This is a genomic window from Candidatus Limnocylindrales bacterium, assembly GCA_035559535.1.
GTDB lineage: Bacteria > Moduliflexota > Moduliflexia > Moduliflexales > JAUQPW01 > JAUQPW01.
The window spans coordinates 125,050-137,321 of record DATMBG010000037.1; the positions used below are offsets into that span (position 1 = coordinate 125,050).

Here is a 12,272-nt window from a genome sequence, read left to right on the forward strand (position 1 = left end):
ATCAAGCCTCCTTCCCAAAGAAGTGGATGCAAAAAGACGTTCCGATTTTAATTTAATACAAATCCTGCATAGTTTGTTCCAACTAAATAGGTTTTGAGAGTTTTTCTGTTTAAATTTCTCGCGTAGAATCCTGCCTTCAGAAGGATAAGCGACGAAAAGAGAGCTACCTGAAGGATATGCCGGTTATTCCAAATTTTCTGCCTGCAAATAATCAAAATCACAGCCTTCGTCGGCCTGGAGAACGTGTTCCAGGTACATCTTCACATAACCCCGTTTATAGGGGGATAGGGGCGGTTTCCAGGCGGCCAGACGACGTTGGATTTCTTCATCGGGTACCAGTAAGTTAAGTTTTCGATTGGGAACATCCAGTTCAATGAGATCTCCGGTTTGTACAATGGCTAAGGGACCTCCTGCGGCAGACTCGGGGGTTACGTGGAGCACAATGGTTCCATAGCTGGTTCCGCTCATACGAGCATCGCTAATTCGGACCATATCCTCGATTCCTCGCTTTAACAATTTAGCCGGAACCGGTAATCTTCCCCACTCCGGCATACCCGGTGCTCCTTTGGGTCCTGCATTTCTTAAAACCAGTACGGTATTTTCATCTACCTCCAGATCAGGATCATCAATCCGTTCATACATTTCTTTATTACTTTCAAAAACAAGGGCACGTCCTCGATGCTGAAGTAATCTGGGTGATGCGGCAGTTTGTTTAATCACTGCCCCCCTGGGGGCCAGGTTTCCATAGAGGATAGCCGTTCCTCCCTCTTTATAGAGGGGTTCTTTCATCGTTCGAATGACATCGGGGTTATAGCATTGGGCATTCCGGATATTTTCTCCCAGGGTTTTACCGGTACAGGTCAGGGTATCCAGGTGCAGGAGGGGAGAAATTTCTTTCATGACGGCCTGAACTCCGCCCGCATAGAAGAAATCTTCCATCAGATATTTCCCGGAGGGGCGTACATTGGTGATAAACGGGGTAGTTCGGGAGAATTCATCAAAGAGAGACAGAGGGAGACGAATGCCCAGTCGTCCGGCAATGGCCGTGAGGTGAATGATGGCATTGGTAGAACCGCCCAAAGCCATCAGAACCCGAATGGCATTTTCGAAGGCTTTACGGGTCATAATTTGCGAGGGCTTCAGATCTTCGTAAACCATTTCGACGATTCGGCGTCCGCTGGCTTCAGCTGTGGCATAGCGGCGGGAATCGGGGGCCGGAATGTTTGCCGTCCCCGGTAAGGTCATTCCAAGAACTTCGGCGAGACTGGTCATCGTCGAAGCGGTCCCCATAACTGTACAATGACCGGCGCTACGCGAAATGCTACCTTCAATCTCGGCCCATTCTTCATCGGTGAGTTTTCCGGCTCGTTTCTTATCCCAGTGTCGTCGCACATCGGTTCCGGAGCCCAGTTCTTGTTGTCCCCACATCCCTCGCAACATAGGTCCTCCGGTTACCATAATAGTTGGGATATTGGCGCTGGCGGCACCCATTAACTGGGCTGGAACCGTTTTATCACACCCTCCCAACAAAACTACTCCATCGATGGGACTGGCCGTAATCATTTCTTCTACATCCATGGCCATCAAATTACGGTAAAGCATGGTCGTTGGTTTCATGAAGGGTTCCCCTAAAGAAATCGTCGGAAACTCCAGGGGGAAGCCGCCGGCCTGCCATACCCCTCGTTTAACCGCTTCGGCAACGAATTTTAGATGCAGGTTGCAATTGTTCAACTCACTGGCGGAGTTACAAATTCCAATGATGGGTTTATTTTGAAAAACCTGTTCATGAAAGCCTTCTGCCCGCAGCCAGGCACGATGAAAAAGACCCGCCTCATCGGAGGGTCCAAACCATTCTCGACTCCTTAATTGCTTCGATGGACGCATAGATCCTCCTTCTCACAAGATAGAGGGTTATTTCTATTCTTTGAAAGATAAGTGGGAAAGCTAAAAATGGTAAACAAAGATTAGTAAAACATGGGGATCTGTTAGATATTGAGCACCCTCAGCCGGGAACCCAGTTTTTAAATCAAGGGGCTTCCAAGATTTCTGGACTCCTGGAAGCCTTCCTAGGAATCCTAGGCAGGCAGGTATAGGTTACTTTTGGGATCCTGAGTACCGGGTACCCCTTCCCATAGCTGCCATTTTAGGGTTTATAACTTCTTATTGCCAGTTCAATGGGATGGGTCAGGCAGGTTTAGGTTTTTTTAACCTTCTTGGCTACCTCCAACCGTACTTCTGCCTGCCGCATTTCGGCCAAGGCGGTTTCCAGGTCATAATCGGTCTTCCGTAGATTCTCTTCGGCCCTTGCCCGGGCCATTTGAGCCCGGTTGACATCGATTTCGTCGGCAGTTTCGGCAGTATCCACCAGAATGGTTACTTTGTCCGGTCCCACTTCTGCAAATCCAGGACCTACAGCTAAGAAATAATCCACATTCCCCTTTCGGTACCACAATTCCCCAAATCGAAGTGTGGTCAGGAAAGGAGTATGCCCCGGAAGCACGCCAAATTCTCCTTCAGATCCAGGCGCTGTCATTTCATTAACCTGTTCACTGACCACAACCCTTTGCGGGGTCACCACATCTAATTGAAAGGTTTCCTCGGCCATAGATAAGGACTGGAGACAGGAGGCAAGAGAGCCATCTTACAAGCCTTCAGGCTCCGGTCTTAAACTTCCTGGTTTATTTTCCCCTTCGGATTCGCTCGGCTTTTTCCATAGCTTCGTCGATGGTCCCCACCATATAAAATGCCTGTTCCGGAACCTCATCATGTTTCCCTTCCAGGAGTTCTTTAAATCCCCGAATGGTGTCTTTGACGGTGACATATCGGCCTGGGGTTCCGGTAAAGGCCTCTGCAACAAAGAAAGGTTGAGACAGGAAGCGCTGTATTTTTCTGGCCCGGGCCACGATGAGCTTATCCTCTTCAGAAAGCTCTTCCATTCCAAGGATGGCAATAATATCTTGAAGATCTTTATATCTCTGGAGAACCTGTTGAACTCCCCGGGCCACTTCGTAGTGTTCAAGGCCCACAACGCGGGGATCTAGGATCTTAGAGGTGGAATCCAGGGGATCGACGGCGGGATAGATACCGAGTTCTGCAATCTGTCGATTGAGTACCGTCGTTGCATCCAGGTGAGCAAATGCGGTCGCGGGGGCAGGATCGGTTAAGTCATCGGCCGGAACGTAAATAGCCTGGACGGAAGTAATGGAACCTTTAAGGGTGGAAGTAATACGCTCCTGCAGCTCACCCATTTCTGTAGCCAGTGTCGGTTGGTAGCCTACAGCCGACGGCATTCTTCCCAGAAGGGCTGAAACTTCCGAACCTGCCTGGGTAAATCGGAAAATGTTATCGATAAAAAGGAGTACATCCTGACCTTCCACATCCCGGAAGTATTCGGCAACCGTTAAGCCGGTTAATCCGACTCGAAGTCTTGCCCCCGGGGATTCCGTCATCTGTCCGTAGATCAGGGCGACCTTGTCAAGAACGCCCGAGTGTTTCATTTCTAACCAGAGATCATTCCCCTCCCGGGTTCTTTCTCCAACCCCGCTAAAAACCGAGAATCCACCGTGCTGCATGGCGATATTATGGATCAGCTCCTGGATAATGACCGTTTTTCCTACACCTGCTCCACCAAACAAACCTGTTTTTCCCCCCTTGGTATAGGGCTCTAACAGGTCAATTACCTTAATTCCGGTTTCAAACATCTCTTTAGAGGTACTCTGTTCTATAAGGGGCGGAGCGTCCCGGTGAATAGGCCATCGTTCTGTAGCTTCGACAGGCCCTAGTCCATCAACCGGCTCCCCGATAACATTCAGGATTCTACCCAGGGTTCCCCTTCCAACCGGAACACTAATGGGTCTTCCGGTATCTTCAACGGGTAGACCCCGGATAAGTCCATCTGTAGGGGCCATGGAGATGCATCTTACCGTATCTTCCCCCAGATGCTGGGCTACTTCAGCAATAATATTGATATCCCTACCGGTATCCGCCTCAAAACCTTTATTGGTAATGCGAACTGCATTATAAATAGCCGGTAAATCCCCTTGCTCAAATCTCACATCGATAACAGGTCCGATGACCTGAACAATTTTTCCTACTCCCATCTTGATAAATACCAGAAGCCAGGAATCAGGAGCCAGAGTACAGAATAATTTCTGGTTCCGGACTTCTGACTTCTCAATTCTTCACTCATCACTTTTTCTTAGGTTTTTAAAGCCTCTGCGCCATTGACAACCTCAATGATCTCTTTGGTAATGGCAGCCTGTCGGGCCCGGTTATAGGTTAAAGTTAGTTTTGCAATAACTTCTGAGGCGTTTTTGGTTGCAGCATCCATGGCCGTCATCCGGGATGCGTGTTCGCTTGCATTAGACTCCAAAAGGTAACGGTAAATTTGAGTTATAATATGTTTGGGAACTAATTTTTCCAGAACTTCTTTGACTCCTGGTTCATAAATATAATCGGGTTGATAAATCTCAGACGGTACTTCTTCTTGGGGCTTTACGGGCAGCAATTGCTGTAGACTCACCTGTTGCCTCATCACAGATTTAAATTCAGTATAAACAACATAGACCCCATCGACTTCTTCTTTCAAATAACGATCAACTAAGTCTGTTCCAATAAGAATGGCCTGCTCATAACTTAGCTTCCTAAAAATATCTATATACTCTTTCCGAATGTTGGAGTATCTTCGCCTTAAAAAATCTCTTCCCTTCCGTCCTACGACGTTTAGCGTTAGTGAGACCTCATCTCCCCGTTCTCGAATAAATTCCATGGCTTTTCTGAGAACATTTCCATTAAATGCTCCGGCAAGCCCTTTGTCGGCCGTAATAATGAGGAGTTCCACTTTCTTTTCTTCTCTGGGCGTTAGAAGGGGATTTAAGCCGGGTTTTGCCCTCCTGGCCACTCTGCTAAGAACTTCTGCCATCTTCTGGGCGTAGGGGCGAGCTTCTTCTATTTGGATCTGAGCCCGTCGCAGCTTCGCTGCAGATACCATCTTCATGGCTTTCGTGATCTGTTGGGTATTTTTAACACTACGAATTCTGCGTCGAATATGTCTAAGACTCGGCATTCTTTAAAGAAGTATGGAAGTAAAAGGGGATAAGCGTATGGAAAGATAAGGGAGCTTTCCACACTTCCATACTTCCGTACTTCTTCTATACTTTCTCATTAAATATTCGCTTAAATTCTTCAATGGCCTGGTTAATCTTCTTTTGAAGCTCATCGGATAGGGCTTTTTTCTCGGCTATTTCCTGGACGATCTCAGGGTGCTTGTTATCCATAAAGGCGTAGTACTCCCTCTCGAATTGTCGTATTTTTGAAACCGGAAGGTCATCCAGGAAACCGTTAACTCCGGCGTAGATGATCAGAACCTGCTTTTCCATGGGGAGAGGTTGATATTGATCCTGTTTTAATAGTTCAACCATTCTTTCACCCCGGGCCAGTTGGGCTTGAGTCGCTTTATCCAACTCACTTCCAAACTGGGCAAAGGCCGCCATCTCTCGATATTGAGCCAGATCCAGTCTCAATCTACCGGCAACCTGTTTCATCGCTCTGGTTTGAGCAGCTCCGCCAACCCGAGAAACAGAAAGGCCTACATTAACAGCAGGCCGAATGCCCGAATAAAAAAGGTCGGATTCAAGGTAGATCTGTCCATCGGTGATGGAAATGACATTGGTGGGAATATAAGCTGAAACATCACCCGCCTGAGTTTCAATGACCGGAAGGGCCGTCAGACTCCCCCCTCCCAGTTCATTGTTAAGCTTGGCTGCACGCTCTAAGAGCCTGGAATGAAGGTAAAAGACGTCTCCCGGATAAGCTTCACGACCTGGTGGTCGTCGTAACAAAAGGGAGAGCTGTCGGTAAGCAACGGCATGCTTGGAGAGATCATCATACATCACCAGGGCATGTCGACCGGTATCCCGGTAATACTCGCCCATGGCACATCCCGCATAGGGAGCAATGTACTGAAGGGGAGCCGGCTCGCTGGCTGTTGCCGAGACTACAATGGTATAATCCATTGCCCCATAATCTTCCAGGGTTTTGACGACCTGGGCAACTGTGGAACGTTTCTGACCAATCGCCACGTAAATACAGATCACGTCCCCACCCTTTTGGTTAATAATGGTATCGACCAGAATAGCCGTCTTTCCTGTTTGTCGATCTCCAATAATCAATTCACGCTGTCCCCGTCCAATAGGAATCATGGAATCAATGGCTTTGATTCCCGTTTGTAGGGGTTGATTGACCGGAAGACGATCGACAACCCCAGGAGCTATACGTTCAATGGGACGGTATTCGGTGACGGGGATGGGACCCTTTCCGTCGATGGGTTGCCCCAATGCATTTACAACTCGACCGATCATGGCATCTCCAACGGGCACTTCGGCGATGCGCCGGGTCCTTTTAACCGTATCGCCTTCCTTAATGGCCACGTAGTCCCCCAGTAATACTGCTCCCACGTTATCCTCTTCCAGGTTTAAGACCATTCCCATGACTCCATGGGAAAACTCCAGAAGCTCGCCGGCCATGGCCTTTTCTAATCCATAAATGCGGGCAATCCCATCTCCTATTTCGATAACGGTCCCCACTTCTTCTACATCGATCCCCGCTTCAAAACCTGCTATTTGCTGCTTAATAATGGAACTGATTTCCTCCGCTCGAATTCCCATCTAATAAAATGTGGAAGTAGGAAATATAGGAGTGTGGAAGTATGGGAGTATGGGAGTAAATTCTCCCACACTCCCACACTTCTATACCCCCATACCTCCCTACTTCCACACTCCCATACCTCTTTATCCTTTTACCAACCTCTCCCGTACACGATCCAATTGGGTACGGATGCTTCCATCAAATACAAGACTTCCAATCCTGGTTACAATCCCCCCCAGGAGTTCGGGATTTACCGAGGTTCTCAGGATAATCTCTTTACCTGTAACCTGACTTAACTTTTCCCGTAACCGGATTTTGGTTTCTTCGGATAAAGGAATTGCACTTTGAACTTCAGCCGTAGCCCGATTGAGAATCTCATCCCAGAGTACCCGGTATTGCTCTATAATATCTGAAAGATTCTGCAAACGTCCTTTCCGAAGCAATAGATTTAAGAAATTAACAGTCAGAGGAGATAACCGAATTCTTTCTGATACCTCTTCTAAAACCAGGCCCTTCTGGACAGGTGCAATGGAAGGATTAAAAAAAATATACTTTAAGGTTTCTTCACTTTCTAAAAGGTTGGAAAGTCGGGAAAGCTCTTCCCAGACTTCCTCAAGCTTACCCTGGTTTTTCGCCAGATCTACCAGGGCTTTTGCATAACGTTTAGAAACTTTAGTCGTTCTCAATTCAGATTCTCCATCCTTGCAATATACTCTTCGACCAATTTCTTTTGGTCAGACTCTGTCAGACTGGCACGTAGTTTTTTCTCAGCGATTTCCACGGCTAACAGAGCCGCAAAGGTTCTGAGCTCTTCCTTTGCTTTTTTCACCTCTTGATCTACTTCAAACCTTACCTGGGTCATCAACCTTTCTGCCTGCGTTTGAGCTTCGGCCAGAATTTTTTTCTTTTCCTCCAGAGCGTCTTGCTCGGCTTCTTGTTTTACTTTCAAAGCTTCTTCTTCTACAGAGAGCAGTTTAGTTTGATAAGCCTCTGCTTTTTGGATAGCCTCCTCTTGAATTTCCTTGGCTTCCTTTAAAGCTTTCTGAATGTGTTCGGCATGATTATCCAGAAAATTCATCAGAGGTTTTCTCAGGGCGACATAGAGAATTCCTGCGAAGATAACGAAATTGATCAACCGTTCCAGAGTTTCTGCCACAGATCCCCCTTCTGCCTGGGAATGTCCTCCTTCTCTACTATCTTTCTCAGCCGCCAGGCTTAATCCGGCCGGCTGAACGACGCATAACAAACCTAAACAGATTAGAATTATAAACCCTTTTGTTAACATTTTCTAAAAACAGAATACGGCGGGCAGTAAACAGAAAACCGTCACTTTAAAGGCCTTTTTTACCGCTTACCGTCCGTTATTTCTGCAGGATTTTCTCCACAATCAGATTAGAAAAGGCTTCCACCTGTTGTCTAAGATCAGCCTTGGCCTTCTCCAGATCTGCCTGCATATCTGCTTTGGCCTTCTGAATTAACGCTTCCCCTTTCCTTTGGGTTTCTTCAATGAGACGCATCTTTTCATTTAAAGCTTCGGTCTGGATCTTCTTACGAAGTTCTTGAGCTTCTTTTTTGGCTTCCAGGAGTCTTTTCTGGTATTCCGTTTCCAGTTCCAGAGCTTTTTTTCTGGCCTCTTCGGCATCTTTAAATGCACTTTTAATGGCTTCTTCCCTTTTCTCGAGCCAGTTTGTAATAGGCTTAAATACCAGTCGGGTCAAAATGAACATCAACACAAGGAAATTGATAATCTGAATTATGAGGGTATAATCTAGTTTAATCACCTATTTGAATAAAGTCATAAACCTGCCCTTCTCCCTGAGACCAAACTTACCTGGCTACTTGATCAGGTTTATCCAGATCCCTATTCTCTGGATTCATTTACTTCAACAAGGTAATTAAGCTATCCCAACAGGAGTGTAAGGCAGATTTCAAACTCTGAGACTTCTTTACCTTACTCGTTTCTTTGATATTCGTTGATATTCTTACAGTTTCAGGAATCTCCCGGAAAAGTTCTTTTATATAATAACACCCTGCTACGATTTTTTCACATAGAAGATTTTTTCATGTCAAGTTTTTTTTATGAATTTGCGTCCAAAGATTTAACTTTTCATTGACAAGCTGTCTTTTTCGTGGTTTCAAATAGTTAAAAAAGAGGAGAAGCTTATGCCCGAACCAATTCCACTTATTACATTGCTCACCGATTTTGGACTTCAGGATCACTACGTGGGGGTTATGAAGGGGGTTATCTATCAGATTAACCCTCAGGCTCGAATTGTAGATCTTTGTCATAACGTCCGACCTCAGGATATCCTTCAGGCCGCCTTCTTATTAAGGGTTTCTTACAGTTACTTTCCCAAGAGAACGATCCATGTAGTGGTGGTCGACCCGGAAGTCGGAACCAAGCGACGCCCTATTCTGGTTTCGACGGAGTCCTATTACTTTATTGCGCCCGATAATGGGGTCCTTTCTTATATCTATCAAACAGAGCCTGTTGGGGAGATCCGTGAGATTACGGCCTCTCATTATTTTTTGCACCCGGTCAGTCAGACCTTTCACGGACGGGATATTTTTGCTCCTGTAGCTGCCTGGTTATCCCGGGGAGTTGCTCCGAGCTCCTGTGGGGAGCTTATTACCGATTATAAGAGATTTACTATTCCGGTTCCAACCCTGGTAAAAGAGGATATCCTCCTGGGACGAATCCTTTATATAGATCGATTTGGTAACCTTGTTTCTAATATTACGCGAAAGGATTTCACAGAACATCTGGATAAATCACCGGGGAAACGCTTTGTGATCCGAATTGCTGACCGTAACCTGACCAGGATTTGTCATTCCTATACCGAGGGAAGCGAAGGAGAACTTATAGCCATCTTTGGAAGCTCGGATTTCCTAGAATTTAGTATCAATAAAGGAAATGCAGCTAAAACCCTTGGTCTGCAAATAGGGGCCGAGGTGCTTTGTAAAGTTGCTTAATACCCGCCACCTTACACTTACTGTGGGTTAGATAAGCGGCAGGTAGGGTAGACCTGGCAGTGAGCTTCCATTCGGGATTAGTAACTTTCTCGTCTCCTGGAGACGTTGTGTGCTTCGCCGGTAGTACGAATCGCTATTTCGTTCAACGGAATCTGTGATTCATATTCCGGTAAAACCCTTATGTATCGTAGAACAACCTTTTTAGGATTGATTTTCTTTTTGGGTTTGGTAGGTTTGTTGGCCACTCTATGTTATGCCGGACCGGGAGTAGATCGGGTCAAAAAGGCGGGGGTATTGAAAGTGGGAAGTGACATTACCTATCCCCCTTTTGAATACATGGAGGGGAATCAGCCTGTTGGGTTTGATGTGGATTTAGCCGAGGCCATTGCAAAGGAATTAGGAGTTAAACTGGAGTATATCAACACGGCCTGGGATGGTATCTTTGCCGCCTTAAAGGCCGGAAAATTCGATATGCTCCTGTCTGGTATTACCATCACAGAGGAAAGGAAAAAAGCCTTTGATCTGGCTTTCTCCGACCCTTATTTTTTGTCCGGTCAAGGGGTAGCAGTGCGAAAGGATAATGATCAAATTAAAACTGAAGCCGATCTCAAAGGTAAAGTTGTGGGTGTCCAGATTAATACCACCGGTCAATATGCCGTGGAGAAAATAGCCGGGATCAAAGAAATCAAAAAATACGAAACGCTCCCGGAAACTTACATTGATCTGGCAGCGGGAAGATTGGATGCTGTGGTAGGGGATTATCCTGTCATCGCCGAGAACGTAAAAAATAATGATAAGATAAAAATCGTCGAAGGCCTTAAATTAGGGGAACCGGAGGCTTTAGGTATTCCGGTCCGGGCTTCCGAAAAAGATCTTTTGGAAGTCGTTAACAAGGTGATCCGAGATCTTAAGGCCAGTGGAGAATACGATAGGATGGTCCAAAAGTGGTTTGGAACTTCCCAGTAGGAGTGTAGGTAGTTTTTAATGGACTTCAAGCTTTCTATTCTGATAGAAGTCTTTCCTATTCTGCTTCAGGGAGCCTGGGTAACCCTTTACTTAACCGTCAGCTCCCTCACGATAGGGTTGGTCATCGGCCTAATCCTGGGGCTTATGCGGATCTCGGAAAACTGGATCTTAAGGACATTTTCACTGTGTTACGTAGAATTTATCCGGGGTACCCCTCTTCTGATGCATCTGGTAATTATCTATTATGCTTTACCTTCTTTGCATCCCAGTCTGAATCTTCCGGCCATTGTAGCCGGGATTGTGGGTATGGCTTTAAATAGTGCCGCTTACATTGCCGAGATTTTTCGTGCAGGTATTCAGTCCATCAGTAAAGGTCAGATGGAAGCGGCACGTTCTTTGGGAATGACCCATTTACAGGCCATGACCTATATTATTCTTCCCCAGGCTTTTCGGGTTTCTCTGCCGCCGCTCACCAATGAGTTTGTTGCTTTGTTAAAGGATTCTTCCCTGGTTTCTACCCTGGCTGTCTCCGAGTTACTGAGAAAAGGTCGTGAAATTGTAGCGTGGAAAGTAAACGTTTTTAGTCCCTACGTGGGAGTTGCCCTTCTTTATCTGGCCATGACCCTTCCCATGACCAAACTGGCCAGATACCTTGAAAAAAGGGTTAGTGTGGGTTATAGCTGAGAAGATCTTGCCGGAAAGGTGAAGCCCATGATCGAAATTCAGAATGTTTATAAAACCTATAAAACCTCCCACGGTCCGGTCCGGGCTCTAATAAACGTTAGTAACTCAATTAAAAGAGGGGAAGTGGTGGTGATTATAGGTCCCAGCGGTTCGGGTAAGAGTACCCTGCTTCGCTGCTTAAATCGCCTGGAGGTCATCGATCAGGGTAAGATTATCATCGATGGGATTGTTTTGAATGATGTCGGGATAAATATTAACAGAGTAAGGGAGGAAATTGGAATGGTTTTTCAACAGTTTAATCTTTTCCCCCACAAGACGGTTCTTCAGAACATCACGCTGGCTCAAAGGGTTGTAAGGAAGCGATCCCGAGAGGAAGCCGAACGAATTGCCCGGGAATTACTGGAAAAGGTGGGAATTCCCGAGAAGGCCTCTGCCTATCCTGCCCAACTTTCAGGAGGTCAACAGCAGCGGGTTGCCATAGCCAGGGCTTTGGCGATGCAGCCAAAAATTATGCTCTTTGATGAGCCTACCTCGGCTTTGGATCCGGAGATGATCGGCGAAGTCCTGGAAGTGATGAAAAATCTTGCCCGTGAGGGGATGACCATGGTCGTGGTGACCCACGAAATGGGATTTGCCCGCGAAGTCGCGGACCGTATCATCTTTATGGATGAAGGACGGATCATCGAAGAGGGACCTCCGCAATTATTTTTCAAAACTCCGCAACAGGAGAGAACCAAACTTTTTTTAAGCCAGATCCTGTGATGGAATCGTACGCACTTTTCTCTTGACAAATCCGCGAGAAGTTTAGTATTCTTTATACAACTCTGTCATTTTTGCCTGTAAATTTAGGAAGTTTAAACTGAGGCGAACGATTGAAATTAAGCGAAGGAACTTACCTCCCACCTATCGGAAGACGGCGGTGTAGCTCAGTTGGTTAGAGCACGCGGCTCATATCCGCGGCGTCCGGGGTTCGAATCCCTGCACCGCCACCAAATGTACGTGTG

At 46.5% G+C, this 12,272-nt stretch carries 12 protein-coding genes and 1 tRNA gene; 5 read left to right on the forward strand and 8 right to left on the reverse strand.

Annotated features, from left to right (window positions below):
• Positions 1-183 precede the first annotated feature (183 nt).
• From VNM22_13145 to VNM22_13180, 8 genes are all read right to left on the reverse strand, one after another.
• The gene (locus VNM22_13145; GenBank protein HWP48105.1) at positions 184-1,884 is read right to left on the reverse strand and encodes an IlvD/Edd family dehydratase; all 1,701 of its coding nucleotides are present in this window, start codon (positions 1,882-1,884) and stop codon (positions 184-186) included.
• Positions 1,885-2,194: 310 nt separating this feature from the next.
• Positions 2,195-2,605 (reverse strand): F0F1 ATP synthase subunit epsilon, encoded by a 411-nt coding sequence (locus VNM22_13150; protein HWP48106.1) that lies wholly within the window; start codon positions 2,603-2,605, stop codon positions 2,195-2,197.
• A gap of 73 nt (positions 2,606-2,678) precedes the next feature.
• Complete coding sequence (atpD, locus tag VNM22_13155) at positions 2,679-4,100, reverse strand: F0F1 ATP synthase subunit beta (protein HWP48107.1); 1,422 nt, start codon at positions 4,098-4,100, stop codon at positions 2,679-2,681.
• A gap of 98 nt (positions 4,101-4,198) precedes the next feature.
• A complete protein-coding gene (gene atpG, locus VNM22_13160; GenBank protein ID HWP48108.1) occupies positions 4,199-5,065 on the reverse strand; it encodes an ATP synthase F1 subunit gamma in 867 nt (288 codons plus the stop codon).
• A gap of 85 nt (positions 5,066-5,150) precedes the next feature.
• A complete protein-coding gene (gene atpA / locus VNM22_13165) occupies positions 5,151-6,665 on the reverse strand; it encodes a F0F1 ATP synthase subunit alpha (protein HWP48109.1) in 1,515 nt (504 codons plus the stop codon).
• A 123-nt stretch (positions 6,666-6,788) separates the two neighbouring features.
• Positions 6,789-7,331, reverse strand: a complete 543-nt coding sequence (gene atpH, locus VNM22_13170; GenBank protein ID HWP48110.1) for an ATP synthase F1 subunit delta — start codon at positions 7,329-7,331, stop codon at positions 6,789-6,791.
• Positions 7,328-7,930: a F0F1 ATP synthase subunit B gene (gene atpF / locus VNM22_13175; GenBank protein ID HWP48111.1), complete on the reverse strand. Its 603-nt coding sequence runs from the start codon at positions 7,928-7,930 to the stop codon at positions 7,328-7,330. The genes atpH and atpF overlap by 4 nt, the downstream gene beginning before the upstream one ends.
• A gap of 76 nt (positions 7,931-8,006) precedes the next feature.
• Positions 8,007-8,426 (reverse strand): ATP synthase F0 subunit B, encoded by a 420-nt coding sequence (locus tag VNM22_13180; protein HWP48112.1) that lies wholly within the window; start codon positions 8,424-8,426, stop codon positions 8,007-8,009.
• Positions 8,427-8,808: 382 nt separating this feature from the next.
• Between VNM22_13180 and VNM22_13185 the strand changes: the two genes are divergently transcribed.
• From VNM22_13185 to VNM22_13205, 5 genes are all read left to right on the forward strand, one after another.
• Positions 8,809-9,618 (forward strand): SAM-dependent chlorinase/fluorinase, encoded by an 810-nt coding sequence (locus VNM22_13185; protein ID HWP48113.1) that lies wholly within the window; start codon positions 8,809-8,811, stop codon positions 9,616-9,618.
• Positions 9,619-9,798: 180 nt separating this feature from the next.
• Positions 9,799-10,584, forward strand: coding sequence for a basic amino acid ABC transporter substrate-binding protein (locus tag VNM22_13190; GenBank protein HWP48114.1), 786 nt, complete (start codon positions 9,799-9,801; stop codon positions 10,582-10,584).
• An 18-nt stretch (positions 10,585-10,602) separates the two neighbouring features.
• Positions 10,603-11,268, forward strand: a complete 666-nt coding sequence (locus tag VNM22_13195; protein ID HWP48115.1) for an amino acid ABC transporter permease — start codon at positions 10,603-10,605, stop codon at positions 11,266-11,268.
• A 27-nt stretch (positions 11,269-11,295) separates the two neighbouring features.
• Positions 11,296-12,030, forward strand: a complete 735-nt coding sequence (locus VNM22_13200) for an amino acid ABC transporter ATP-binding protein (GenBank protein ID HWP48116.1) — start codon at positions 11,296-11,298, stop codon at positions 12,028-12,030.
• A 153-nt stretch (positions 12,031-12,183) separates the two neighbouring features.
• Positions 12,184-12,260: transfer RNA gene (locus VNM22_13205), tRNA-Met, on the forward strand.
• Positions 12,261-12,272: the final 12 nt, after the last annotated feature.

What these genes read in the sequence shown, in the direction of transcription:
- VNM22_13145 (HWP48105.1), bottom strand. Translation starts at nt 1,884, where the DNA reads ATGCGTCCATCGAAGCAATTAAGGAGTCGAGAATGGTTTGGACCCTCC.
- atpF (HWP48111.1), bottom strand. Translation starts at nt 7,930, where the DNA reads ATGTTAACAAAAGGGTTTATAATTCTAATCTGTTTAGGTTTGTTATGC.
- VNM22_13195 (HWP48115.1), top strand. Translation starts at nt 10,603, where the DNA reads ATGGACTTCAAGCTTTCTATTCTGATAGAAGTCTTTCCTATTCTGCTT.
- atpA (HWP48109.1), bottom strand. Translation starts at nt 6,665, where the DNA reads ATGGGAATTCGAGCGGAGGAAATCAGTTCCATTATTAAGCAGCAAATA.
- atpG (HWP48108.1), bottom strand. Translation starts at nt 5,065, where the DNA reads ATGCCGAGTCTTAGACATATTCGACGCAGAATTCGTAGTGTTAAAAAT.
- VNM22_13200 (HWP48116.1), top strand. Translation starts at nt 11,296, where the DNA reads ATGATCGAAATTCAGAATGTTTATAAAACCTATAAAACCTCCCACGGT.
- atpD (HWP48107.1), bottom strand. Translation starts at nt 4,100, where the DNA reads ATGGGAGTAGGAAAAATTGTTCAGGTCATCGGACCTGTTATCGATGTG.
- VNM22_13190 (HWP48114.1), top strand. Translation starts at nt 9,799, where the DNA reads ATGTATCGTAGAACAACCTTTTTAGGATTGATTTTCTTTTTGGGTTTG.
- VNM22_13185 (HWP48113.1), top strand. Translation starts at nt 8,809, where the DNA reads ATGCCCGAACCAATTCCACTTATTACATTGCTCACCGATTTTGGACTT.
- VNM22_13150 (HWP48106.1), bottom strand. Translation starts at nt 2,605, where the DNA reads ATGGCCGAGGAAACCTTTCAATTAGATGTGGTGACCCCGCAAAGGGTT.